General features: G+C 72.8%; 15 protein-coding genes and 1 pseudogene. 9 read left to right on the forward strand and 7 right to left on the reverse strand.

Translation table 11 applies throughout. The features are described 5' to 3' along the window. The 3 genes from ACFYYH_RS24015 to ACFYYH_RS24025 all read right to left on the reverse strand — a co-directional run bounded on the left by ACFYYH_RS24015 (nucleotide 1) and on the right by ACFYYH_RS24025 (nucleotide 5,352). Nucleotides 1-441, reverse strand: coding sequence for a hypothetical protein (locus ACFYYH_RS24015; RefSeq protein WP_388554589.1), 441 nt, complete (start codon nucleotides 439-441; stop codon nucleotides 1-3). 119 nt (nucleotides 442-560) lie between these two features. Continuing rightward, on the reverse strand, nucleotides 561-1,139 hold the full coding sequence (locus ACFYYH_RS24020) for a helix-turn-helix domain-containing protein (RefSeq protein WP_388554592.1): 579 nt from the start codon (nucleotides 1,137-1,139) through the stop codon (nucleotides 561-563). Nucleotides 1,140-1,566: 427 nt separating this feature from the next. Further along, nucleotides 1,567-5,352: an Ig-like domain repeat protein gene (locus tag ACFYYH_RS24025; RefSeq protein ID WP_388554595.1), complete on the reverse strand. Its 3,786-nt coding sequence runs from the start codon at nucleotides 5,350-5,352 to the stop codon at nucleotides 1,567-1,569. Nucleotides 5,353-5,723: 371 nt separating this feature from the next. Here ACFYYH_RS24025 and ACFYYH_RS24030 point away from each other — a divergent pair, with 371 nt between their 5' ends. Continuing rightward, nucleotides 5,724-7,274, forward strand: a complete 1,551-nt coding sequence (locus ACFYYH_RS24030) for a M20 family metallopeptidase (protein ID WP_388554598.1) — start codon at nucleotides 5,724-5,726, stop codon at nucleotides 7,272-7,274. After that, a complete protein-coding gene (locus tag ACFYYH_RS24035) occupies nucleotides 7,262-8,419 on the forward strand; it encodes a DUF5937 family protein (protein ID WP_388554601.1) in 1,158 nt (385 codons plus the stop codon). The genes ACFYYH_RS24030 and ACFYYH_RS24035 overlap by 13 nt, the downstream gene beginning before the upstream one ends. A gap of 97 nt (nucleotides 8,420-8,516) precedes the next feature. Here ACFYYH_RS24035 and ACFYYH_RS24040 read toward each other — a convergent pair whose 3' ends face one another. The 3 genes from ACFYYH_RS24040 to ACFYYH_RS24050 form a co-directional block, all read right to left on the reverse strand. Continuing rightward, the gene (locus ACFYYH_RS24040) at nucleotides 8,517-9,518 is read right to left on the reverse strand and encodes a hypothetical protein (RefSeq protein WP_388554604.1); all 1,002 of its coding nucleotides are present in this window, start codon (nucleotides 9,516-9,518) and stop codon (nucleotides 8,517-8,519) included. Between the two features lie 104 nt (nucleotides 9,519-9,622). Further along, complete coding sequence (locus tag ACFYYH_RS24045) at nucleotides 9,623-10,945, reverse strand: CHAT domain-containing protein (RefSeq protein WP_388554607.1); 1,323 nt, start codon at nucleotides 10,943-10,945, stop codon at nucleotides 9,623-9,625. 30 nt (nucleotides 10,946-10,975) lie between these two features. Next, nucleotides 10,976-16,750: a tetratricopeptide repeat protein gene (locus ACFYYH_RS24050; protein WP_388554611.1), complete on the reverse strand. Its 5,775-nt coding sequence runs from the start codon at nucleotides 16,748-16,750 to the stop codon at nucleotides 10,976-10,978. A 311-nt stretch (nucleotides 16,751-17,061) separates the two neighbouring features. Here ACFYYH_RS24050 and ACFYYH_RS24055 point away from each other — a divergent pair, with 311 nt between their 5' ends. Together ACFYYH_RS24055 and ACFYYH_RS24060 are read left to right on the forward strand one after the other, a co-directional pair. Then, complete coding sequence (locus ACFYYH_RS24055; RefSeq protein ID WP_388554868.1) at nucleotides 17,062-17,814, forward strand: RNA polymerase sigma factor; 753 nt, start codon at nucleotides 17,062-17,064, stop codon at nucleotides 17,812-17,814. Then, on the forward strand, nucleotides 17,811-18,998 hold the full coding sequence (locus ACFYYH_RS24060; RefSeq protein WP_388554614.1) for a CU044_5270 family protein: 1,188 nt from the start codon (nucleotides 17,811-17,813) through the stop codon (nucleotides 18,996-18,998). Before ACFYYH_RS24055 ends, ACFYYH_RS24060 begins: the two co-directional genes overlap by 4 nt. A gap of 131 nt (nucleotides 18,999-19,129) precedes the next feature. On the opposite strand, the pseudogene ACFYYH_RS24065 reads toward ACFYYH_RS24060, so the two are convergent. Further along, nucleotides 19,130-20,334: pseudogene (locus tag ACFYYH_RS24065) on the reverse strand (cytochrome P450). Nucleotides 20,335-20,663: 329 nt separating this feature from the next. On the opposite strand from ACFYYH_RS24065, the gene ACFYYH_RS24070 reads away from it, so the two are divergent. The 5 genes from ACFYYH_RS24070 (at nucleotide 20,664) to ACFYYH_RS24090 (ending at nucleotide 25,788) form a co-directional block, all read left to right on the forward strand. Then, nucleotides 20,664-21,326: a TetR/AcrR family transcriptional regulator gene (locus ACFYYH_RS24070; RefSeq protein ID WP_388554871.1), complete on the forward strand. Its 663-nt coding sequence runs from the start codon at nucleotides 20,664-20,666 to the stop codon at nucleotides 21,324-21,326. Between the two features lie 174 nt (nucleotides 21,327-21,500). Beyond that, nucleotides 21,501-22,667 (forward strand): PucR family transcriptional regulator, encoded by a 1,167-nt coding sequence (locus ACFYYH_RS24075; protein WP_388554617.1) that lies wholly within the window; start codon nucleotides 21,501-21,503, stop codon nucleotides 22,665-22,667. A 268-nt stretch (nucleotides 22,668-22,935) separates the two neighbouring features. Further along, entirely contained in the window at nucleotides 22,936-23,451 is a 516-nt protein-coding gene (locus ACFYYH_RS24080) for a hypothetical protein (RefSeq protein WP_388554619.1), read from the forward strand. A 296-nt stretch (nucleotides 23,452-23,747) separates the two neighbouring features. Next, on the forward strand, nucleotides 23,748-25,229 hold the full coding sequence (locus ACFYYH_RS24085; RefSeq protein WP_388554622.1) for a flotillin family protein: 1,482 nt from the start codon (nucleotides 23,748-23,750) through the stop codon (nucleotides 25,227-25,229). Between the two features lie 151 nt (nucleotides 25,230-25,380). Next, on the forward strand, nucleotides 25,381-25,788 hold the full coding sequence (locus tag ACFYYH_RS24090) for a molybdopterin-binding protein (protein ID WP_388554625.1): 408 nt from the start codon (nucleotides 25,381-25,383) through the stop codon (nucleotides 25,786-25,788). Nucleotides 25,789-25,928 lie beyond the last annotated feature (140 nt).

Here is a 25,928-nt window from a genome sequence, read left to right on the forward strand (position 1 = left end):
TCAGACATGCTGCCCTTTACGGTGTTCCAGCGCGGGCGCCAGTTGGGAGGTGGTCCCGGCACCGGGCGCCAGTACGAGGGTGCGCGTCAGCTCGGCCCCCAGGATCTCCGCCTCCTCCTCCGCCGCCCCGTCGTAGTGGGAGCGGCCGAGGACGAGCCGGATCATGTCGGCGTCGATGGTGGGTAACTCCACCTGGGCGGGGTCCTCCGCGGGGTCCGGGGGCTCGGCGAGATGCCCGCACAGCAGGTGCGCCAGTTCATGGCAGATGATGTGGGCCTGGTGCAGACCCGAGGTCTCCTGCTCGAAATGGATCACATCGGCGTCCGCGCGGCGTTCCACGAACCCCGACGGCTCGCCCAGCCGCATCCGCCGCGGCACCAGCAGGACCGGACGTCCCACCCGCTCCGCGACCGCCGCGCACAGCTCCTCCACCGTACTCATCTCCGGAAGGCCGAGTTGTCGGACCATGGCCCGCATCCGGCGGCGCGTACGTCCAAGATCTCGCACGATGTTCCCATCGGCCGGCCGCCAGTGGCCCAACGGCGTTTGCTGGTACTCGGTCACGCCTCGGGGGCCTCGTGGGCCTCGGGGCCGTCGGGCAGTCCGACCGCCTTCCGCAGTTGCTCCACCACCGTGAGAGCGGCGTCCTGCATCTCGGGGGGCAGTCCGGCCGCCCGCATCGCGATGCGCTCCACACGGGCGTCCCGCAGCGCCTCTATCTTCCTGAGGTCCCGCTCGACCGCCTGGGCGGTGGCGGAGTCGCTGAAGTAGTTCAGCGGTACGCCGAAGAACGTGGCGATCTTCACCGCGTTCTCCAGGCTGGGCTTCTGGGTGCCCTTGCGGAGGTTCCCGATATAGGTACCGCTCAGACCGGTCCCCTCCGCGATCTCCGAGTCACGCCAGGGGCGCCCCAGGTCCTTCGGGTAGATCACCGAGATCACGCGCCGGAAGCGGGCCGCGAAGTCCAGCGTGCCGGTCGGCCCGTCGCCCTCGTCCGGCCGGTTCGCCTGGTCCGGCCGGTTCGCCTGGTCCGGCCGGTTCGGCTGGTCCGGCTGGTTCGGTTGGTTCGGTTGGTCTGGTTCATCCGGTTCGTCCGGTCGCAGAGCCGACGCTTCTGAGCGTGGAGAATCGGTGGCCATGGCCCGGATCATAAGACTCTTCGGCCGTCGGCGGGGGATCTTGCCGTCGCACCGATCTACACGATCGTGGCGAGAGGGCGGGTCGCGAGGTGCGCCGGACGGCAGTTCACCGTGAACCATCCATCAACCAATCAACTTTAGTTGACTTATACGCGGCCCAGGGAGCAGGATCGAGAACGCTGGCGCAGCACCTCAGGGCCGTTCCACAGCCGCGCCCGGTCTCCACGGGCGCTGGGCGCCGCTGCCTCACGGGGGTGGGCAACAGTGCCCGGCGCCGGGGCGCCACCGGATCATGCGCCGCCCCGACCGCGCGCCCGGTGGGCCACCCCGGACATGGGTGTGTGGGGGGAGGGGCCGGCCGGCCCCTCCCCCCACACACCTCGTACAACTCACCCGCCCCACACGCCCCGCGGGCTCGGGTGCCGGGTCAGGTCAGCTTCACCTGCTTCTTGGGCGAGGTGCTGGCGGAGAAGTTGCCGTTCCCGGCGTAGACGGCGGTGACCGTCGCCGTTCCCTTCACCTTCGGCAGCTTGACGGTGAAGCTGAGCACCCCCTTCTTGGCGGCCGTCAGGGACACCTTGGTGGTCGTGGTCTTGCCGCCCGCCTTGGCCGTCACCGTGACCGTGCCGGTCGGATAGGCGGCGCCGCTGTGGCCGGCCACCGAGACCTTGACCGTCTGCGACGCGCCGCGCGCCAGTTTGGTCTTGGAGAGCGTCAGCGACGTCGTCGTCTTCGCCTTCACGACCGTGAGCTTCTGCGAGGCGACCCCGCTGGGCTCCACGAAGTCGGTGCCCTGGTACTGCACGGACACCGTGTGGGCGCCGACGGAGAGCGACGCGGGCAGCTTGAACGTGCCCGCTCCCGACGTCCCGACCTTCGCCGTCAGCGATCCGGTCCCGTACGAGACCTTCACCGTCCCGTTGGACGCGCCGGCCACCGAGAAGATGCCGGAGACCGCGTGACCGTAGCTGACCGACTTCACCGGCAGCGCCATGGCGATGGAGCTGCGGCCCTTGGTCAGGACGAGCTGCACCGGGTCCGACGCCGAGGTGTCGGCCGAGGCGGTGCCGCCGAAGGCCGCGGTGAAGGTGTGGGTCCCGGCCTTGAAGCCGGCCGCGATCCGCAGGGACGCCTTTCCGCCCGCGGCCTTGGCCGTACCGAGGACGGTGGTGCCGTCCCGGAAGGTCACCGTGCCGCCGTCGGACCCCGGACCGGTGACCGCCGCCGTCAGCGTGACCGCCTTGCCGATGCCTGGCGCGGCCGGGGAGAGGCTGAGCGCCGTCGTGGTGGTCGCGAGGACCTCGACGCCCGCCGTCGCCGTGTAGCCGGAGCCCGCGCCGACCGCGCCGACCGTCGCGCTCCCGTACGGCTGGTCCGCCGGGACGGCGCCCTGGAAGGACACCGTGCCGTCGCTCGCCGCGACCGCGCTGCCGAGGACGGCGGAACCGAGCGTGAACGCCACGCTCTCGCCGTCGCGGTAGCCGGCCCCGGTGACCGTGACCGTGGCACCCGGCTCGGGCCTGGTGTCGCTGACGGTCAGCTTGCCGGGCTCGGCGAGCGCCGCGTACTCCGCACAGACGTCGCCCTGGACACCGACCGCGGGCGCGGCCGTGCCCGTACCGGTCAGACCGTCGTCCTCGCGCACGGTGATGGTGCCGAAGTCCCCGCTGCCGAGGACGGCGTCGCTGGAGTTGGACACCCCGACCTTGTAGGCCGTGGTGGGGGCCGCTCCGGCCGCGGTGTCACCCGACGCCGGGATGTCGACCGTCCGGCAGGTCGTACCGGGGGCGAAGGTGACCTCCTGCATCGCCAGTCCGACCTTGCCGGTCGCCGAACCGACCACCGTCACATAGGCGGAGACCGGGGTGGCGGCAGGCCGGGACAGATAGACGGCGGCCTGGGCGGCACCCGGGCCGTTGCCCTCCTCGGTCCTGGTCGAGGCGATGTTGACGGCGGGACGGCTCTGCGGACTCGGCGTGCCCAGGCCCTTGTCCGCGAAGACGAGATCCGAGAGGTACACACCGCCGGCCGCGGTGGCGTCGGCGCCGGCCGCGCCGGTGAAGGTGACCCGGGTGATGTGCTTCAGATCGAGACCGGCCCCGGCCAGGGTCGCGGTCGGGACCGCCACCTCCTGGAGGACGATCTTGCCGAGCTGTGACGCCCCGCTGGCCGGCATCCTGCTGACGCCCCAGGGGTTGAGGGCGGAGACCGGGCTGCTCCAGGTGTGCCCGGCGGAGTCGGCGACGCTCAGCGTGAGGTCGGTGCCCGTGGTGACGCTCTCGTCGGGCGACATGTGCACGGTCATCTCGTCGTAGCCCGAGACGTTCTGCTGGGCGGACGGCAGGGTCACGCCGAGCGCGCCCGTCGTCGCCGTCCAGGTCAGATGCGTCATCACGTTCAGCGGCACGTTCGGCGCGAACGAGGCCGGAGTCCAGTGCGGGAGCTGCTGGTTGGTGAGGGTGCTGCCCGGATTGGTGCACAGCGGGTACGGCTGCGGCACGGTGCGTCCGGACTTGCTGGCGCAGATCACGGCCGTGGCCGTCGACGTGGTGCCGATCAGCGGGCTGGTGGTCTTGAACGCGGTGATGTCCCGGCGCGCCGAGGACGGCTGCTGGGCCACCGTACGGACGTCGGCGAAGGCGGCCACCGACGGCGGGGTGAGCTGCGAGCCGTCGAAGTAGCCCCGGAACTGGGTCCGGCCGCCGAGGGTCGCCTGGAAGAACCCGGCGATGTACGCGGCGCCCAGCTTGTACTGCTGCTCCGCGGTGATCCGGATGTTCTTGCCGGAGGCCAGGGCCGCGGCGCTGGTCCCGCACACGGCGTCGGCGGTGTTCGACCAGTCGTCCGAGCCGCCCGGGGACGGCGGGGTCCACTGCGAGTTGAAGAAGTTGTGGTCGGCGCCCATGACCCAGACGTTGGAGCGCAGCACATCGTCCGAGAACGCGTCGCGCGAGTCCGCGTAGAAGTGCTGTCCCTGCTGGTCGGAGACATCGCCGTCGCAGTACGGCAGCATCGTGGTCATGACCACGTCCGGCAGCGTGGTGCGGGTGAAGTCGACCGGGGCGAGCGGGAGTACGGACTTGATCTTCCACGGGGTCGGCAGGGCCGCGTTGAGGGCCGCCGCGGAGACGACGCCCTCACCGCCGCGTGAGTGGCCCATCAGCCCGATCGAGTCGAAGTCCATGGAGCCGACGAGCTGGGACGCCTTCAGCGTCGAGCCGGGGTGGGTGGCCTCCCCGGCGGTCAGCGCCTGCTCCAGCGTGACGTCCTGGCCGGTCACCGCGTCGTGCTGGACCACGGGCTGACCCGCGTTGGCCTTCTTCAGCATGGCGAGGGTGTCGAGGACGAGCTGACCGCGGCTGGCGGCGCCGTTGTCGGGCGAGAGCTGGTTGTCGTTGGCGTTGATCGCGTTCGCCGAGACCGACACCACGGTCACGCCGTCCGCCGCCAGTGCCTCGGCGGCGGCGTCGTATCCGGCGAAGCTGGGGATCGGCGCGGTGCCCGGCGCACAGGGCCAGCCGCTCGCGCCGCGCAGGGTGGTGAGGTTGTAACAGGAGCTGTGGCGGCCGTGCAGGAAGATCGCCACCGGGTGCGGCCTGCCGTCGGTCGGCAGATAGATGCGCCCCTGGAACTCACCGCGTATGCCGCCGATGTCGGCGAGCGGGACCGACTGCGCGCCGAAGTCGTAGTCGGCGATCGTGTAGGAGCCCTTGCCGATGGTCGTGGGGTCGTCGGCCGACGTGTCGGGGGCCTCGTCCTCCACCAGGGCCCTGGACTCCGTCAGCTTCCGCGCCTTGGCCTGGGCCGACGGCGAGATCAGGGTGGTGGGTCCGGTGGCGGTGCTGTCGCCGCCGCTGGACCACTGCCAGCCGATCTCGTCGGCCGAGGCCACCGAGTCGTCGGCCGTCGTGACCGTCAGGGTCCGCCCGTCGGCGGACTCCTTGGCCGGACCCAGATCCGTCCCGTCCGCGACGAGTTCGGGCAGGTCGCCCTTGACCGGGAGGGGGGCGTCCAGCTTCAGCGACACGACATAACCGCCGGCCGCCCGGGAGACGGTCCATCCGTCGCCCGAGCGGACCACGGGTGAATCGGCCGGCGGCGCGGCGGAGGCGACCGGGGCCGTGAGTACCGACAGCGCGCCCAGCGCCACCAGTCCCGCGACGCCGGCGGCGAGCGGACGCAGACGCGTCCGCGAGGGTCTTGGTATGTCCACGAGTGCCTGACCTCACTTTCGAGCGCGCGGGCGACAGCCGTCCACGCGCGGCGCGTCCGGGGACGCGGTGCATCGATTGATCGAGAGCCGGGCAAACGTTCACATCTCAACTATCTATTTTGGGCAAGGAAACTCAGATGTTTCATATTTTTGATCTCGACGTCATCGAAAACGGACTGAACGATGACGCACCGGATATGTCGCCCAAAGGCCCTGACCTGCGCCTTCGAAAAACGCGAAACAAAGGGCGGAACGCTCCCTTCCGGCCCCGGGGGTTACCTGGGGCGCGGTAACCCGAGACCGCCGGAGCGCCGGCGGCCGCAGTCTCTTCGTACGTGACGATCCATCACCTCGTACGGCGGGAGCCCCTCATGTCCGGTAGCACGACATCCACCACCACATCCACCACCCGCACGCCCGCCCCCGGCCCCGCGGCCGCCGATCCCGTGGCCCCCGACGCTGTCGCCCCCGACCCCGTGGCGCGGACGCTCGCCGCCGCGATCGCCCTCGTGCGGCCCCGGATGGAGAAGGTGAGCCGCGCCCTCCACGCACGGCCTGAGCTGAAGTTCGCCGAGGTGTACGCCCAGCGGGTCCTGACCAGTTGGCTGGCGGAGTCGGGCTTCCGGATCGAGGCACCGGCCGGGGGCCTGGACACCGCGTTCGTGGCGACGCACCGGGGGAGCGCGCCCGGTCCGTACATCGCCGTGCTCGTGGAGTACGACGCGCTGCCCGGTATCGGGCACGGCTGCGGCCACAACCTCATCGCGGCCGGGGGCGCCGCCGCCGCGATCGCCGCCGTGCGTGCCCTGCCCGGCCACCCCGGGACCATCGCCGTCATCGGCACGCCCGGTGAGGAGATGGGCGGCGCGGGCAAGGTGAGACTGGCCCGCGCCGGAGTCTTCGAGTGCGTGGACGCCGCGGTGATGTTCCACCCGGGCGACCGCTCGCTGACCGCCCAGGAAGGGCTGGCGGCGGCGCATCTGCGGGCCCGCTTCACGGGGGTGAGCGCGCACGCGGCGAAGTCCCCGTGGGAGGGCCGCAGCGCGCTGGCGGCGGCCCAGCTCTTCCTCAACGCCCTCGACGCGATGCGTCAGTTCATGCCGCCGACCGCGCGGGTGCACGGCATCGTCTCGGACGGCGGACAGGCCCCGAACGTGGTCCCGGACAGCGCCGCGGTGGACTTCTACGTGAGGGACCGTACGGCCGCGTCGGCCGAGGCGCTGGCCGAACGGGTCCGCAAGGCGGCCAGGGGCGCGGCGCTCGCCACCGAGACCGAGGCGGAGATCACCGAGACCGGCCCGCTGTACGCGGAGCGCCGGAACAACATGGTGCTCGCCGAGCGGTTCGCCGCCACGGTGCGCGCGCTGGGCCTGGACATCGCGCCCGGCGACCCGGACACCCCGGCGGGCTCCTCCGACATCGGCAATCTCTCCCATCTGCTGCCCGTCATCCATCCGTACGTCCAGACCGCCGCGCTCGGTACGCCCAGCCACTCCGAGGCCATGACCGCGGCGTCGGTGACGGACCTCGCGCACGAGCGGACGGGGATCGCGGCGGCGGGGCTGGCCCGGGTCGTCACCGATCTGGTCACGGACCCGGAGGTCCTGGCGGCGGCGCGGGCGGAGTTCCTGGCGGGGACGGGGGCGAAGTGCCGGGCGGCCGAGGCCTGTGCGGAGGAGACGGCGCCGAGGGAAGAGGCGGCGGCGCCGGAGGAGACCGCGACGGCGCGCCCCGGGGAGGCGGCAGCGCGCCCGGAGGAGACGGCAGCGCGTCCGCAGGAGACGGCCCCGGCGCACGCGGGGTCCACGGCCGGCGCCGGTCCGGCCGCTCCCGTCGGCCCGGCCGCTCCCGCCGGTCCCGCCGCTCCCGCCGCTGGAGGGACCGGAGCCGCCGCCCGTACACTCCGCCCATGTCGGTCGTGATTGTCCTGGAAGGGGCCGTTCCCGGCCGCTTCACCGTCGCGGTGTCCCCGCTGGCTGAGCTGGCCGCGTGTCTGCACGTCCTCACCGAACACGGACACCACGCCGATCGCGCGCCCTGGGCCCGGGAGATCGCCGGTACCGCCCCGCCCGCCTTTCTGGCGGGGCTCCGGCGCTTCGCACCGCTGTGGACGGCGCTGCGCTGGCGGGGTTTCTACACCGGGCTCGACGGACCGCTCGCCGCCGGCGCGGCACCGGGGCGGAGGCCGGGGCCGGGACCGGCGCACGGGCCGGGACCCGGTCCCGGCGCGGCACCGGGGCCGGGGCCGGCCGCCCGGTTACCGGCCCTGGCCCGGCTCCCCCTCGACCGGTTCGCCGAACTCACCGCGTACGCCTGCGCCAGCGGCTACCGCGGCTTCGCCTTCGACCGTCTGCTGCACGAGCCCCGTCAGGCCGCCGCGCTGCGCCACGCCGCCTCCGGACTGCCCGAACCGCATCTCGCCCTCGCCGAGGAACTGCTGCGCGGCCCGGAGGCGCTGCGCGCGGACGTCCTGCGCTTCCTCGACCTGTGCCGCGCCGTCTTCTTCGACACGCTGTGGGCCGCGACGGAACCCTCCCTCACCCGCGCCGCGCACCGGGTACGGCAGCGGCTGGCGAACGACGGCCCGGCCGCCGCGCTGGTCTCACTGAGCCCGTCCAGCGCCCGGTTCGCCGACCCGCAGCGGGTCGTCTTCGACAAGGTGCACCACGCGGTGATCAGCCCGGTCCGTACACCGGTGCTGCTCATCCCCACCGTGTACGGCGCGCCGCATCTCGTCGTCAAGGACGAGCCGGGCCTGCCGCCCGTCGTGCACTTCCCGGTCGACGCCCCGGTGGTGGGCATCACGCTGGCCCGCAGCCGCATGCTGGCGCTGACCGACCCGCGCCGGGTACGGCTGTGCCGGCTGATCGCCCGTCAGTCGATGACCACCGCCGACCTCGCGGACCGGCTGTCGATGACGCGCCCGCAGGTCTCCCGCCATCTGCGCACCCTGCGCGATCTGGGTCTGGTGCGGGTGGAACGCAACGGCCGCTATGTGCACTACGGCCTCGATCTCGCGGCGGTCGAACGCATCGGCCACGACGTCGCCACCACGCTCCAGTACTGACCGCCCCGGACCGCCCGCGGTCCGCCCCCCCCGGACCGCCCCAGACCGCACCCGCCGCACCCGCGCGGGAGACGACGGCGCCTCAGCGGGCGGCGCCTCAGCGGGAGAGCGAGGCGAGTGAGAGCAGCAGATGGGCGGACTCCGGGTGCTGGAAGTCCGAGTGCGCCCCGGCGGGCGACAACTTGCTCTTCCAGCCACCCCGGTAGAGCCAGCCCGCGTCCACGTTCACGATCCGGTGGTCGAGCGCCCGCCGCTCGTACGCCGTGCCGGTGGTGAGCATGCGGATCGAGGACTGGGGCACCGGCGTCGCTCCGGTGCCCGAGTGTCCGATCCCCGGCTCTCCCTCCGCCCGCAGATGCCAGAAGCCCGTGGCCCGGTCCCAGCGGGAGTGGGTCAGGACGAGCGGGCCGCGCAGCGGCGCCCCCGGCGCGCCGCCCGACGGGAACAGCGCCGCGAAATGGCGGACGAAGGCGTCGCGCGGCGCGGCCATCTGGAAGATCAGCGCGCTGTCCACGGTGAACGGCCGCCGGGGGTCCGCCGGTGTGCTCCAGCCGAGGACACGCGGCTGTACGGGCCGTTCCGTCGCCCACTGGACGGCCTCGCACAGGAACCGCCCGCCGAACGAGTGCCCGACGAGATGCAGATACTGGCCCGCGCGGTTGGCGAGCACCGCCGGATTCCCGGGATGTGCCCGGTGCACATCCAAATAGCCCAGCAGATGGGCGAGTACGAACGGCGCGTGGCCGGTCCCGAGGGCGCTCATGGCGTGCGCCCGCTCGCGGATCCGCCGGAACCCGCCGAGCGTGGAGACGCTGGAGGAGGGCCAGCGCACCACGACGACCCAGGGGCGGTACGCGCCGGCGACCCCCGGATACCGGTCCCGGCCGGCCGCGCGCAGCGCCTGCGCCCGCTGGACGAGGCGCGCCGCCGTACGCGAGGCCGTGGCGGGCGCGGTCTGCCAGCCGTGCACATACACATAGATGTCGGTGGCGCGCTCCGGGATCCTCAGGTTCCGCGCCAGATACTCGCCGATCCGGTTGGCGGGCACCGGGGTGCGGGTGCCCGTGACCAGCAGCCTGCCGCGTTCGTCGAGGTCCACCTCCACCGGCCGCGGCCCGGTCCGTACCGGAGTCCGCGCCGGGCTCCGCACCGGGGGCACCGGGGTCCGTGACGCGGTGGCGGGCCGCCGCGGGGAAGCGCGTCTCACGAGGCCATCTCCAGACTGCTGTCGATACCGCAGTGCAGCGAGTAGGCGAGGGCCAGCGGGTTGTGGAACTCCTCGGCGAAGCGGTGCACGAGCGTCCGCGCGATCTCGCCCGCGGTGTGCTCGCCCGTGAGATACAGCTCCAGGAAGGCGTACGCGTACTCCGTGGCGAACACCTGGGGTATCTCGATCTGCGGCCCGAGCACCCCGTCCGCCCCCAGCCCCACGAACGCCTTGCCGAGGTGCTCCAGTTCGGGCGCGTCGGCCATCTGCCCGGTGTGACAGGCGTTGAGCAGGATGAACGGTGTGAAGCGCCCGGTGCCCTCCCGGAAGTGGCGACGGTGCCGCCGTACGAGTTCGGCGTCGATGTCGCGGTTGTCGGAGAGCCGGACGGCGAGATGCGGATGGGGCGATCCGTTGGCCACGAAGTGACCGTGGCACCAGAAATACATCACGTCGTCGTCCAGCACGGCTCCGCCGAGCGCCTCCAGGAACGGCCCGGACTCGGTGCACACGGTCAGACTGGACCGTTCTTCGAGGAGTTTGCGCACCTCGGGCGCCCGGCCCACGGATTCCAGGGTGGAGTCGGTGTTGAGACTGGTGACCGGCACCGGCCCCTGCCGCTTCCACGGCCTCTGCGGCGTCACATACGACTGCCCGGTCTGCTCGACCTGGTGCCGATGGCCCAGGAAGGCTCTCCACGGGTCGCCGCCCGGCCCGGGGTCCAGGGCGAGCATGGGCCAGGGCAGATAGATGTCGGAGTCGAAGCTGACGCGCAGGGGCCTGTCGCCGCCGAGCTGGTCCGTCAGGAAGGCCCGGAAGGCGGTCAGTTCGGGACCGGGACCGTCGAGGAGACGGTCGAACAGGTCGAAGCCCTCCTCGGCCAGATCGGTGGTGAGGGGCTCGGTCACGGACGCCAGGCCGGTGAGATCGGCCGAGTCGGTGAGCGGGAAGCCGCCGACGGGACCGGTGTCGGTGGCGTAGCCGTCGGTGCTGTACCCGTCGGTGTCGTACGCGGCGGGCTGGTAGTGCACCAGACGGTCGCGCCAGATGGACCGGAGCCTCCCGGCCCCCCGTAGCGCCTCGTCGGCGGTCATCTTCAGCACGGCGTGATGGGTCCCGGTTCTCGGGGTGCGCTCGCTCGGCGTGTAGGCCCCGATACGGAGTCTGCCGAGCCCCTCGTGGCGGAGCCAGACGACGAGATCCAGCGGCTCCTTGCCGCGTGCGCGCGGCCCTCCCGCGCCTCCTCGCGGCGGCAGCGCGGCATCGGCGTAGTGCAGCGAGGGATTGTGCCGAATCACGATGGTGGCGTCTTGAGGCATACCGGCGGTCTCTTCCTGGGGTGCCCGGATCTACGGGGCGGCGGGAACGTCGAAGTTCGCTTCCAGGTCCTGGAGCACGACCCCGTACTCCCGGTCGTACACGGTGAAGCGGATACGGTGGGCGCCCGGTTCGGCGGCCGTGAAGTCGAAGCGGGGCGGGGCCGAGCCCGGCACGTACTCCGCGACCGGTGGTTCGACGGCCGCCCGCGACTCGACGCCCACGACCACCAGCAGGGGCGGCAGGCTCTCCGTTCCCCGGTCCGCGACGGCCCCGGACGCGGCTTCGGACCCGGCCCCGGCTTCGGCCCCGGACGCGGCTTCGGACTCCACTCCGGCCTCGGCTCCCGCCCCGGCCTCGGCTCCCGCCCCGGCCTCGGCTCCCGCCCCGGCCTCGGCTCCGGCTCCCGCTCCCGTGCCGGATTTCGCTCCCGCTCCGGCTCCCGCTTCCGTTCCGGATACCGGCCGTTCCAGCCTCATCTCGATCGGGACGGCCTGCCCGACGCGTGCCTCGGCGAGCAGGGTGACCCTGGGCACCCAGGCCGGGCTCAACTGGGCGAATTCGAGCCGCAGGGAGTCGAGCCGGGGATGGTCGGGCCCGAGCACCCCTTCCCACGCGCTCAGCAGTTCCTCGAAGTCGCGGCCCATGCCGTCCTCGCCCGACCGCGCGCGGGCGACGGCCAGTTCGGTCCTGCTGTCCAGTGTCTGGGGATGACCGGGGCCGAACACCCGCTCACGGCCCGCGCGCACGGCCTCCAGCAGCCGGATGGCGCTCGCCCAGTCACCCGCCTCGCCGTAGGACCTGGCGAGGCACTCGACCGCGCTGGGAAAGCCGTCGCGCGGCTGCTCCGCGCAGACCACGACCGTGGTGACGAACGCGTCGTCCGTCTCCGCGCTCCCCTCCCGGTGGAGCCGGGCCAGGCCTTCCACGGTGCCGGGAAAGCCCAGGCCGAAGACGCGCGAACGGTCCGCGACGACCGCCTCGTAGAGGGCGGCGGCCCGTCGCGGCTCACCGCTCTGGAGGAGTGCGTACGCCAGCGCCTCCCGGCTGTCGAGCACATCCAGGTGGTCGGGCCCCAGCAGCCGGGTGTAGTCGTCCACCACTCGCTCACAGATCTCGACGGACCGGCCCGGCAGACCGGTCTGTGTGTGAACGAGTGCGAGCCGGCCCAGGGCACGCAGCGTCCTGCGGTGCGTGTCCCCGTACACCCGGCGGCAGTCGGAGACCACGTCCTCCAGCAGCTCGGCCGCTTTGCGGACGTCACCGGCCGCACGGAGACAGAACGCGAGATCGGTCCTGGTGTCCAGGGTGTGGGTGTGGTCCACGCCGTTGATCCGGGAGCGGATGTCGACCAGCTCGGTGAGCTCGCCGATGGCGGCCCGGTACCTGCCGGTCAGCACGAGCACCCGGGTGCGTGCCGCGCGGCTGCCCAGTGCGGCGGGATGTTCCGCGCCGTGGATCCGGACCCGGTCCGCGACCAGCCGGTCCTGGAAGTCCGCCGACCGGTCGTACTGCCCGGAGGCACGGTAGGCGTAGCCGAGCTGGGCGCGCGCGTAGAGGGTGTCCGGGTGGTCGGCCCCGTGCAGACGCGTCTGGTCGGCCACGAGTGCCTCGAACGCCTCGACCGTCCGAGGGAGGTCGCCCGCGTCCCACCAGGCGTCGGCCAGATCGGCCCGCGCGTCCAGTGTCTCCTCGTGGTCCTCGCCCAGTATCCGGATCCGGTCCGCCAGCAGGGACGCGAGCACGTCGGTCGCACGGCGGAGGTCCTGCGCCGACTGGAGGCTGTAGGCGAGGTATTTGCGGGCGTCGAGGGTGTCGGGATGGTCCGGGCCCTGGATCCTGACCCGGTCCTCGACAAGGTCACGTTCGAGGGAGACGGCCCGCCCGTACTGACGCGCCATCCGGCAGACGAAGGCCAGGTTCTCCCGGGCGGCGAGCGTGGCCGGATGATCCACGCCCCTGGCCCGGCGGTAGTCCTCGACGAGCGCGTCGTACTCGGCCGTCGCCCGCTCGTAGTCCTTCGCGAGCTGATAGGTGAAAGCGAGCCAGGTGCGGACGGCCAGCGTGTTCTGGTGGTCGCCGCCCTGGATACGGACATGGTCGGCCACGAGCCGTTCGTAGAGCGCGACGGCCTTGCGGTAGTCGCTCGCCTGACGGTGGGCGGTGGCCAGGTCCTGCCGTGCGGAGAGCGTCGCGGGATGGTCCGCGCCCTGCTCCTCCAGCCGGTCGGCGACCACCGACTCCAGGGCCGCGATGGCCCGCCGGGAGTCCCCGGTCCGCAGGTACGCGCCCGCCAGTGCGTTCCGCACGCCCAGGGTGTCGGGGTGGCGGGGGCCCTGGAGACGGGTCCGGTCGGCGGTGGCCCGCTCGTAGAGCGAGAAGCTCCGCCGGTGGTGTCCGGCCTCCAGACAGGCGTACGCGAGGTTCTCCCGCGCGCGGAGAGTGGCCGGGTGCTCGGCGCCCTGGAGCCGGACCCGGTCGTGGAGGAGGGACTCGAAATCGGTGACGGCCCGTCCGTGGTCGCCGGCGAGCTGGTGCGTGTAGGCCAGACCCGCCCTGGTGCTGAGGGTGTCGAGATGACCGGCGCCCTGGAGGCGGGTCCGGTCGGCGGTCAGCTCCTCGTACAGCCGTGTCGCCCGCCGGTACTCGCCCGCCGATCTGAGGGCGTGGCCGAGCGCGCTCCGGGCGTCGAGCACCTCGGGATGACCGGCCCCCTGGACCCGGGTGCGCAGGGCGACCAATTCCTCCGCGAGCCCGATCGCCTCCCGCCCGTGTCCCGCGGACCGGTGGCTCTCGCAGAGCCCCTCCTTGGCACTCAGCGCCCGGGGGTGGTCGGGCCCCTGTACGCGGGTGACGTCCTCGATCAGGGCCGTGAAGAGCTCGATCGCCTCCCGGTGGTTGCCCGCCCTGTCATGGGCCCGGCCGAGGGATTCCCGGGCGGACAGCACCTCCGGATGGTCCGGGCCGTACGCCTCGGTGAGGTCGTCGACCAGGCTCCGGAACGCGCTCACCGCCGTGAGGTGGTCGCCGGCCAGCTTGTGGGAGTACGCGAGGAAGTCCCGGGTGTGGAACACATCGGGGTGGCGGGGCCCCAGCACCCGGACCCGGTCGGCGATCAGCGCCTCGAACAGGGACACCGCCCGCCGGTAGTCGCTGATCCACCAGTGGGCGGTCGCCAGGCTCGCGCGGGTGGCGAGTGTGGAGGGATGGTCCACGCCCTGGACCCGCCGGCGGTCGGCGAGGAGCAGTTCGTAGTCCCTGATGGCCTGCCGGCTGTCGCCCGAGAGCAGACGCGCGTAAGCGAGCACGCTCCGCGCGCGCAGGGTCTGGGAGTGCTCGGGTCCCCTGACCCGCTTGAAGTCCGCGGCGAGCCGGGTGTACAGGGTCAGGGCCTCGGTGAAGTCGCGCGCCTCCCGGTACACGAACGCCAGGTCGTCGCGTACGTCGAGGGTGTCGGGGTGGTCCGGGCCCATCGCCCTGACGAAGTCGGCCAGCAGGGCCTTGACCTCGGGCAGTGCCGCCGCCGGGCCCCTGGCCGCGTTCAGCGCGTAGATCAGGTCCTTCCGGCTGCTCAGGGTGTCGGGATGGTCGGCGCCCTGGACCCGGGCGCGGTCCTGGGCCACGGCCGTGTACAGCTCGACCGCCTTCCGGTCGTCGCCCGCCTCGCCGTAGGCGTTGGCGAGCCAGCCCCGGCTGGTCAGGGTGTCCGGGTGGTCACGGCCCAGGACGCGGGTGCGGTCCTCGACGGCCTGCGCGTACAGCTCCAGCGCCAGGGCGTGGTGGCCCGCCTCCAGATGGGCGTACGCGAGATTGTTCCGGCTGGCCAGGGTGTCGCGGTGGTCCTTCCCCAGCACGCGCGAGCGGTCGTTGACGACGGACTCGAAGTCCCGTACGGCGTCGGCGTGCTGCCCCGCGGTCTGGCGCGCGTAGGCGAGGGCGTTACGGCTCGCGAGGGCGGCGGGGTCGTCGGGCCCCAGGACCTCGGCGCGCTGAGCGGCGACCGCCTCGAACTCCCTCACGGAACGCAGGGGGTCGTCCGCCTTGCGGTAGGCGTAGGCGAGGTTGTCGTGGCTGCGGAGCGTCGAGGGATCGAGCGGACCGAGGACACGGACCCGGTCCAGCCAGACGTCCTGGCAGAGCGTGACCGCCCTGGCGGGATCGCCCGCCTTGCTGTGGATCTCGGCCAGGGTGTCACGGCTGTCGAGGGTGTCGGGGTGGTCCACCCCCAGCAACCGGGTCCGGCCGTCGACCACCGCCTCCAGCAGCGGCAGGGCGAGCACCTTCTGCTCACGGGCGACGAGTTGCTCGGCCGCGCGCCGGTACATCTCGATGACACGGGGTTCGGGCACCGGGGAGGCGTCGGTGGCGGCCAGGGAGCGGATGTGCGGCAGCAGGGCGAGGCGGCGCCGCTGTCTCTCCTCGGCCTCGGTCTCGGAGTCGGCTTCGGCCTCGGAGTCGGAGTTGGCCTCCGTGGGCGCCGGGTCGGCGGGGTCGGCCGGGTCAGCGACGTCCGAAGCGTCGGCCGGGTGCGAGGCGTCCGCCGGGTCCGAGGCGTCCGAGGCGTCCGCCGGAGTGTCCTCGGCCAGGGCACGCGCCATGACCAGCTTGGCCTGTTCGCGCGAGGCGACATCGGGGGCCCCGGCCCGTAACGCCGCCTGGAGCAGCCGGTGGACGGTGACCGTCTCCGGGCCCAGCGTGATCAGGCCGTAGCCGGCGAGCACGCTCAGCGCGTCCGTCACGGGATGGCCGTCCGCGTCGAGCGGCCGCAGAACGTCCAGGGGCAGTGCCTCCGGCGCGTACCAGACCAGGGTGTTCAGCAGTTCCACGGCGAACGGCTTACGGCTGCGGATCGACGGCAGGCTCGTCTGCCAGATCCGGCCGATGGTCTCGGCGACCTGGCTGTCGACCGCCTCCGCGTCCCACAGGGCGTCCGGTGTGGTGCTGAGCCTCGACCGGTACTCGGCGAAGGTGATCCCCGTCTGCCGCAGATAGGCCGCCGCCTGCGCCAGGGCCAGCGGCAGATGCCCCAGATCGGCGGCGAGCCCGCCCGCCTCCCGCCGCTCCTCGGCACCGACCGCGCGATCGGGCAGGGCGACCCGGCAGAGCAGGTCCACGGAGTCCGTCCCGTCCAGCACGTCCAGGCTCACCACCCGGGCCCGCTCGTGCCATCCGGTCGCCAGCCGGCTGGTCACCAGTTGATGGCCGCGGCCGAGCAGACGGCCTATGGAGGGGTTGAGGGATATCGGGTTCTCGGCGTTGTCGTAGACGAGCAGCCAGCGGCCGGCGTGATGGCGCAGCCAGCGCAGCGCCCATTCGGTGCGTTCCTTGGGCGAGGCGGTCAGAGCCCAGTCCGGGTAGAGATAGACGGCCAGATCGGCGAGTGCGGACCCGATCTGCTCCTCGGTCTCGGCGGCGATCCACCAGACCACGCTGTATTCGTCGAGGCGGCTGTTGGCGTAGTGCAGCGCGAGCGAGGTCTTGCCCACGCCGCCGAGCCCGCGCAGCGTGGCGGCCTGGGTGATGACCCCCACTCCGGCCCCGGCGTCCAGCGCCTCACGGATCCGCGCCAGGGCGTCGCCGCGGCCGACCAGATTCTCCGTCGCCGCGGTGGGCAGATTGCGCACGGCGACGCGCGGGACGATCCGCGCGACGGCGGCCTCCGCCTCGGCCGGCAGGACGGTCGCGTGTTCCTCGGTGTGCGGATTGCCCCCGGTGTGGGTCGCCGTGGACGTACGCCGGGCCGTGAAGCTCTCCTGCTCCCTGGCGCCCACGACACCTGACACGCTGATTTCGCCGGAAATGATCATTTCAGTGAAAACACCCGGGCCTCGGCCCTAAGAACGGTTCACACGCCATTTTTCCCGCTGTCACTGTGTCCCCCCGACACCGGCCCTGCCCCCAGGTTTCTGACGAACCACCAACTCTACTGTCAGCAAACGAAGTTGTCATTGTGTAAGGAAAGGGTCGCTGTAAGCAGCGGCAATACGCGGGAAATCCGCCCCCTGATTCCCGGCCCGCTTCGCTTCGGGCCCTGAGCCGGGCTCCCGGGGGCTCGTGTGACGGCGGTCATGGGAACTTCGAGGGGTGTGGTGGACAGCTCAGGGGGGTGAGCACAGATATGCGTACCCGGGTGCGGGCCGGGGAGTCGAGTGCGTTCGCGGAGCTGTTCGACAGCTATGCGCGCACGGTCTACAACCATGCCTTCCGGCTGACGGCCGACTGGGCCACGGCGGAGGATGTGATGGCCGCGACCTTCATGGAAGCCTGGCGGCTGCGGGACCGGGTGGATCCCGAGGGCGGGTCGTTGCGGCTCTGGCTGCTGGGGATCGCCACCAACTCCGCGCGCAACCAGACCCGGAGCAACCGGCGTTACCGGGCCGCGGCCCTCGCCGCCGCGCGGGCCGAGACCGCCGTGCCCGACCACGCCGAGGAGGTGGCCGGCCGGCTCGACGACCGTCGGCGGCTGGCCGCCGCGCTCACCGCGCTGGCCGCGCTGCGCAGACCGGAGCGCGAGGTCCTGGCCCTGTGTCTGTGGGAGGGACTGGAGTACACCGCCGCGGCCGAGGCGCTCGGTGTCCCGGTCGGTACGGTCCGCTCCCGGCTCTCCCGGGCCCGCGCCAAGCTGCGCAAGCTCGCCGACGCCGAACTGGCCGTGCCGGGAGCGGCGTCGCCGTCGGCGTCGGCGTCCGAGGTGGCGCCGGGGACGGGAGCGGGGACGGCGGCGGGGTCGAGGTCGGGGGCGGGGTACAGGTCGGGGGCGGGGCGGCCGTCCTCCCCCGTGCGCGGGGATCGGGAACCCGGTGCGGGTCCCGGACAGACAAGAGGCGACCGCGCGACCGCGGTCCGGCCCGCACAGGAAGGAATCCGATGAACGCGAACCCGTCCCGGCAGACTCCGGCCGAGTGGGAGGAGAGCGCCCAGCTCCTGCCCTCGGCGGAACGGGACCTGCCCGCGGGCCGTCACCAGTTCCACAAGGAGCGTCTGATGGCCCGTATCCAGCTTCAGCAGCAAGAGCGTCCGACGGAAGACCGTACGGGAGGCGACCGTACGGCGGCCCGGGGGGACGCACCGGCACGGCGGTTCCCGCGCTCACTCCGTGGCATGACCGTGCTGCCCGCGATGGCGCTGGCCCTCGCGGGCGCGGTCGTCCTCGGCGGCGCCGTCGTCGGCGTACGGATGTACGGCACCGACACCGACGGCGGTGGCGGTGGCACGGGCGGGAGCGGGCGCGGTGTCGCCTCCGGTCCCCTCCTGACCACCCGGATCGGCACCGGCACCACCGAGGGCGTGCCCCAGCTCCTCGACCAGATCTCGCTGGCCGCGGCCGACGGCTCCACCCCCTCGGTCGGGCCCGGCCAGTACGTCTACATCGAGTCGCTGACCGCCAACACCCATGAGAGGACCGTCGACGACCGGACCAGCCTGGTCAGCGACGAGCTGCACCCGCGCAGGATCTGGAAGTCCGCCGACGGCACCAGGGGCTGGCTGATCGACCCCGCCGTCAACGACGGTCCCGAGGGCGAGACGCTGAGCCTGCCCGACGAGAAGGGCGATGTCCCGGTGGCCCACATGGGGGCGCCGTCGTACGACTTCCTCGCCGCGCTGCCCACCGACCCCGACGTACTGCTGGCGAAGATCTACCGGGACACCAGGGGCCAGGGCAACAGCCCGGACCAGCAGGCCTTCACCACCATCGGCGATCTGCTCAGCGAGAGCTACCCCCCGGCGGAGCTGTACTCGGCCCTGTTCAGGGCCGCGGCGAAGATCCCCGGTGTGGTCAGGGTGCCGGACGCGGTGGACGCGGCGGGCCGGCACGGGGTGGCGGTGGCCCGGCTGGACGAGACCTCCGGGCAGCGGATGGAGTGGATCTTCGACGAGAAGACGCATGTCTATCTGGGTGAGCGCTCGGTCCAGGTGAGGGCGAACGGCGGCGACGGTGGCCTGATCCGGCCCGGCACGGTGGTGTACACCAGCGCGATCATGAACCGCGCCGTCGTGAACGGCATCAAGGAGACACCGACGGCCTCGGCGCCGACGGGCACCACGTCCGGCTGAGGGCTCAGGGCTGAGGGCTCAGGGCTCAGGGCTGGGGAGGCCGGGCCGCCGGGCGGAGGCCGGCAGTTGTGTTGACGGCTGACGGCTGACGGCTGAGCACCACCCGGCGAGCCCCGTGCCGCGTACGCGCGTTACCAGCGCACCGGGAGTCCGCGCAGACCGCGCAGCAGGCTCGGCCGCCACTCGGGGGCGGCGGCGGGGTCGTCGAGGGCCAGGTCCGGGAAGCGGTCCAGGAGCGCGGGCAGCGCCACCGCCGCCTCCAGCCTGACCAGCGGGGCGCCGAGGCAGTGGTGGAGGCCGTGACTGAAGGCCAGTTGGGCGCGGTTCACGGCCGGGTCGCGCCGGATGTCGAACCGGTCGGGGTCGGGGAAGCGCTCGGATCGCGGTTGGCCGCGGCGAGGGAGATGACCACGCGTTCGCCCTTCGGTATCGGGGTGCCCGCCAGGGTCATGGCCTCGGCGGTGTAACGGTAGGCGGCGATCTGTACGGGCGGTTCGTAGCGGAGCGTCTCCTCGATCGCGCCCTCCAGCAGTCCCGGGTCCGCGCGCAGGGCGGCGAGCTGGTCCGGGTGCCTCAGCAGAAGACCGACGGCGCCGGAGATGAGGTTGACGGTCGTCTCATGGCCCGCGACGAGCAACAGGAAGGCCATGCCGAGGAGTTCCTCGGGGTCGAGATGGTCACCGTCCTCGTCGTGGGTACGGACGAGTGCGTGCAGGAGACCGGCGTCCTCCTCCCCGGCCCCGAGCTTCCGCTTCTCCTCGATGAGGCCGGTGAAGTAGGCGGTCATCGCGGCGGCGGCGCCCGCCGCGGCCTCCGCGTCGTCGAACGCGACGACCTTGCCGGACCAGTCGTGGAACGCCTCCCGGTCCCCGGCCGGCACCCCGAGCAGTTCACAGATGACGGTGATCGGCAGCGGAAAGGCGTACGCGCCGACGAGATCGGCGTGCCCGGCGGGGGCCATGGCGTCGAGGAGTCCGGCCGAGATCTCCTGGATACGCGGGCGCAGCTCCGCGATACGGCGGGCGGTGAACTGGCGGGAGACGAGGGCCCGCAGCCGGGTGTGGTCGGGCGGGTCGACCTGGAGCATGTTGCGGCCGATCGCGTAGCCGCCGTCGCTCTCGTACGCGGCCGAGTGCCGCACGTCGTTGCGCAGCCGGGGGTCCGCGAGCGCGGCGCGGACCGCGTCGTGTCCGAGGACCATCCAGACCGCCTCACCGGCGGGCATGCGCACCCGGCGGACGGGGGCCTCGGCCCGGAGCGCCCGGTAGGCGGGGTAGGGGTCGGCGAAGAAGTCGGGGGCGGCGGAGGTCAGTTCGACGAGGGGGTCGGCGCGCAACGTGGGCTCCTCACTATCCGGGGAACACTCCCCGTTTCCATTCCGGGCCGAGCCTACCAAGAAACGGGGACCACTCCACGGTTATGGGCCCACTCCCTGCCCGGCCGGGTACGCGGCCAGGCCGGGCGGGGCTCCCGGCCGACCGCCCGGAGGTACCATCGGCCGACCGGACCAGGCCGGACGGACAGCGCGGTTTCCCGGACGGGGCCCGACGGAGCCGGACGGGACCGGACCGGACGGGACCGGAGGACGGTCGGGACCGGAGGACCGGTCGGGACCGGTCGGGACCGATCGCCGGGAGGCAGTGGACAGTGGGAGACAGCGGGCCGGTGGACACGGGCGAGCGGAAGACCGCGCCCCTGCGGCGCGACGCCCGGCGCAACCGAGCGCTGCTGACCGAGGCCGCCCGGGACGTCTTCGCCGAGCAGGGGCTGGACGCGTCCCTGGACGAGATCGCCCGCAGGGCCGGTGTCGGCAACGCCACGCTGTACCGGCACTTCCCCGACCGGGGAGCGCTCGTCGAGGCCGTCTTCCACGAGCCCCTCGCCGAAACGGCGCGCGCCGGTGAGAAGGCACGGGAGTGCGAGGACGCGTGGGCGGGCCTCACCACGTACTTCGTCTCCGTCTTCGCGGGCCTGGCCGCCGATCGCGGGGCCAACGACCTCATGACCACCGGGATCCCGGGCGTCCCCTCGCTGGAGGCCCTCCACGAGCAGAACCGGGAGACCGTCCGGCTCCTGGTGGAACGCGCCCAGCGGCAGGGCACGATGCGCGACGACGTCACCACCGAGGACGTGCTCTTCGTACTGGCCGCGCTGGGCCGCACCGTACCCGCCCTCGCGGCCGCGGCCCCCGACGCCTGGCGCCGCTATCTCGGCCTCTGCCTCGACGGCCTGCGCGCGCGACCGTCCGGCGGACTCCCCGCACCGGCCCTCACCCGCGACGAACTCGGCACGGTCCTCCAGGACCTCGGCCCCCACCGCGCCCGCTGAACCGACAGCGGCAGCGACCGCGACAGCAGGAGCGAGCGACAGCAACCGACAGCGAGCGACAGAAATCAGGGCTGGAGCACCCCGGGGCCATGGGCTAGAAAGGCGTGGGGCCCGGTCTCACCGGGGGTCCGGGGGCGGACGCGGGCGGACGGCGAGGGCGGGGGCGGGGCGGACATGACGGCACAGGCGGTACCCGAGGAGTATCTGACGGGGTACGCGCAGATCCTCGCGGCCGCCGCCTCGACGGGGCGCCGGCTCACCCGGGACGAGTTGCTGGCCCGCCGGGAGCTGGGACGGCAGGCCGCCGAAGCCGGATTCGGGCTGCGCGCCCTGGTCGGGGCCCATCTCGCCCAGGCCCGCGCGCACTGGCCGGCCACCGCCTCGGGCCCCGGCGCCTCGGGCCCCGCCGCCTCGGGCCATACCGCGTCGGGCCATACCGCCTCCGGCACCGCCTCCCCCGGCACCACCTCCTCCAGCGCCTCGGGCCGGGGGCCGGTCGACAGTGTCCTCGCCGCCGTCGAGCAGGCCGTCGACGCGTTCGCCGAGGGATACGAACGGGCCCAGCGGCTCGCCGTACGCCAGGAGGCCACCGCGCGCCGGGAGTTCGTCGACGACCTGCTGTACGGGCGCAGCGACCTGGGCCGGCTGGCGGAACGCGCCGAGCGGTTCGGGCTGCGGCTCTCCTACACGCACGCCGTCGCCGTCGCCGAGGGCGCCGTCCCGTACGACGAGGAGGAAGCCGTGCCGCGCGCCGTGGAACAGGCCCTGATCGGCCGGTTCGGCGACCGCAGCGTGCTGCTCACCACCAAGGCCGGGCGGCTGGTGTGCGTCGCCCCGGGCGACCAGGACGAGGTCCTCACCTACTTCGCCAAGCAGGCGTTCGCGGCCACGGACGGCGGCCGGGTCGCCGTCGGCCGGCCGCAGCCCGGCGTGGGCGGGGTGGTCCAGTCCTACGAAGAGGCCCTGAACGTCCTCGACCTCGCCGCCCGGCTCGCCATGGACGCGCCCGTCCTGCGCGCCGCCGATCTGCTCGTCTATCCGGTGCTCACCCGCGACCGGCAGGCCATGACCGAACTGGTCCTCGGCACGCTCGGCCCCCTGGAGTCCGCCCGGGGCGGCGCCCAGCCGCTCGTGGAGACGCTCTCCGTCTATTTCGACGCGGGCTGTGTGGCCGCGGAGGCCGCGCGGCGGCTGTCACTGAGCGTACGGGCCCTGACGTACCGTCTGGCCCGCATCCATCAGCTCACCGGGGCCGATCCCGCCGACCCCATGCACCGGTACACCTTGCAGACGGCCGTCATCGGCGCCCGGTTGATGGACTGGCCGACGAAACCATTCTGAGCCCAGCGGCGTGAGTACAGGTAATCGCACGAGTACAGGTGATCGCGTCAGTACAGGTGATCGACAGCCGGCAGTCCGGCAGCCGACGGCAGCCGACGGCGGCCGGTCGACGGTCCGGCAGTCGACAGTCCGGCAGTCGACAGTCGGCATTAAGAACGCGTCAAGACTGCCGGAAACCGGCAATGCGCACCGCCGTCCACAGATGGGAACATGAGGCCCTGCCCGAGGGAGACCGCGGGGATCCGGGGCAGTGGGGGAGGGGGATCCGATGACCATGTTTCTCGGTCTCGGCATCGCGGGGATCGTGCTGCTCGTCCTTTCATTGATCTTCGACGGAATTCTGGAAGGGCTCTTCGACGGGGTCGGGGTGCTCAACGGTCTCTTCGACGGGCTGCTGTCGCTGCCCGTGATCGCCGGGTTTGTCTCGATGCTCGGTTTCGGCGGGGCGATCGTCCAGGGCACCACGGATCTCGGCACGGGACCGGCCGCCGTCGCGGGGGCGGCGGCCGGTGCCGGGGCCGGGTGGCTGACCTGGAGGTTCAGCAAGGCGCTGATGCGCGATCAGACCGTGGCGACACCTCGGGGCGACGATCTCGTGGGCACCGCGGGCACGGTCGTCACCGCGATTCCGGCGTCGGGGTACGGCGAAGTGCTGCTGCGGCTCGGGGGCCAGCCGGTGAAGTACTCCGCGAAGAGCGAACAGCCGGTGGCGTACGGGGCCGAGATCTGGGTGGAGGCGACGCTCTCGTCGAGTTCCGTCTCCGTACGCCCGGTCCAGCGCTGACCCGCGCGGCCCGTCCGCCCGTCCGCCCGTCCGCCCGTCCCACTCTGCCCGCCCGCCCAGCTCCGTCCGGCCACGGACCCGTCCGGGGCCGTCCGCGAACGGGCCGTCCCTGACCGTCCACATCGACCGGCGGGAACCAGCGGCGACCGGCGGCGGCCCGTGCTGATCAGCGCTCACGCCGTCGGCCCGTACCGGCCCGTACCGGTCGGCACCCCCGCGCACCACCGCGGCGCGTGGAGTGTTCCACGCGCACCGATTCGAGCTGCCGTCCCTCGGGGGGCAGGAGAGAAGCCACTATGAGTCCAGTCGTCATCGCCGTGCTGGGGGTCGTCGTACTCGTCGCCCTGCTGGCACTGGCCGTCATCACGCGCTACAAGGTCGCGGGGCCCAGCCAGGCGTTCATCGTCACCGGCCGGCGCGGCAAGCAGTCGACCGACCCGGCCACCGGCCGGGTGTCCATGGACACCAGCGGCCAGAAGGTCGTGGTGGGCGGCGGTGTGTTCGTCGTCCCGTTCGTCCAGCAGAAGTTCACGCTCGACCTGTCCAGCCGGCACATCCCGGTCGCCGTGCGCGGAGCCGTCACCCTGCGCGGGGTGAAGGCCAACCTCGAAGGCGTCGCGATCGTCAAGGTCGGCGGCACCGAGGACTCCATCAGGGCCGCGGCGCAGCGGTTCCTCCAGCAGCAGGGCGGCATCGTCGGCTTCACCCAGGAGGTGCTCTCCGGCGCGCTGCGCTCCATCGTCGGCCGGATGTCGGTGGAGGACATCATCCGGGACCGGGCGGCCTTCGCCGGACAGGTCGCGGAGGAGGCCGAGGCCAGCCTCTCCGGCCAGGGTCTGGTGCTCGACGCGTTCCAGATCCAGGACATCACCACCGAGGGGTCGTATCTGGAGGACCTCGGCCGTCCCGAGGCCGCCCGCGCCAAGCAGGAGGCCGACATCGCGGAGGCGGTGGCACGCCGGGCCGCCGAGCAGGCCCGGCTGAAGGCCGAGGAGGAGATCGCCATCGCGCAGCGGACGTTCTCCCTGAAGCAGGCCGAGATCAAGGCCGAGACGGACGAGGCGGCGGCGCGCGCCGCCGCGGCGGGTCCGCTGGCCCAGGCGGCGCGTGAGCAGGATGTGCTCGCCGAGCAGGAGAAGGTGGCCGAGCGCCAGGCCGCGCTGACCGACCGCGAACTCGACACCAAGGTACGCAAGCCCGCCGACGCGGCCCGCTACCAGGCCGAACAGGAAGCGGAGGCCCGCCGTATCGCCCTGGTCAAGCAGGCCGAGGCGGACGCCGAGCGCTCGCGTCTGACCGGTGAGGGCGAGAAGGCGCACCGCGCCGCGCTCGCCGCCGCCGTACGGATCGAGGGTGAGGCGGAGGCCGCGGCGATCAGCGCGAAGGGTGCCGCGGAGGCGGAGGCCATGCACAAGAAGGCCGACGCGTTCGCGCGCTACGGCGACGCGGCCGTCCTCCAGATGCTGGTGGAGGTGCTGCCCTCGGTCGTCGCGAAGGCGTCCGAGCCGCTCAGCGCGGTGGACAAGATGACGGTGATCTCCACGGACGGGGCCGGACAGCTCGCCCGTACGGTCGCCGACAATGTCGCCCAGGGTGTCGAACTCCTCAGCTCCACCACGGGAGTCGACCTCGCGGAACTGCTGAAGGGCCTCGCCGCGGGCAGGACGGGCACGGCCGGGGCGGCCAAGGCCGCGGTCGCGGGCACCGGCACCGGCAGTGGCAGTGGCAGTGGCAGTGGCAGTGGCACGGCCAACGGTCGCATCGAGGTCACGGACTGACGGTCCGGCCGCCGCGCCACTGATTCAGGCGGAACGGAGGGGGAAGTAGGGAGCCGCGAGGGGAAGCGCGGAAGGGCCCGGCCGACGGGGGGACACCGGCCGGGCTCTTCCGTCGCACAAGCCCCGACGGCACAGCCCTTAGAGTGCCGGAATGCCGTCGTACAGCATTGGCCAGGCAGCGGGGCTGCTCGGCGTGAGTCCGGAGACCGTCCGCCGCTGGGCCGACAGCGGTCAGCTGTCCATGGAGCGGGACGGTTCGGGGAACCGGGTGATCGACGGCGTCGGCCTGGCCGCGTTCGCCAAGGAGCGGGCGGTGGGCCTCCATCCGGTCCCCGGTGAGGCGCAGACCTCGGTCCGCAACGCGTTCGCCGGGATCGTCACGGCGGTGGTGCTCGACGATGTGGTCGCCCAGGTGGAGATCCAGTCCGGGCCGCACCGGCTGGTGTCCCTGGTGACCCGGGAAGCCGTCGAGGAACTGGACATCCAGGTCGGAGCGACCGTCACGGCCCGGGTGAAGTCGACCCACGTGCACGTGGACCGGCCGGGCGAACGGGCGTAGGCCCCGTCCCGTTCGGAACCGCTCGGACCCGTTCGGACCCGTTCGGACAGCGCCTGGACGGAGCTGGGCGAAGCTGGGCCAAGCGGCACGGCAGCAGAAAGGACAGCGGTCGCTTCTGCCAGCCGACTCCCGCCACTCGG

It is taken from the genome of Streptomyces sp. NPDC002018 (assembly GCF_042890865.1).
In the GTDB taxonomy this organism is placed as follows: Bacteria; Actinomycetota; Actinomycetes; order Streptomycetales; family Streptomycetaceae; genus Streptomyces.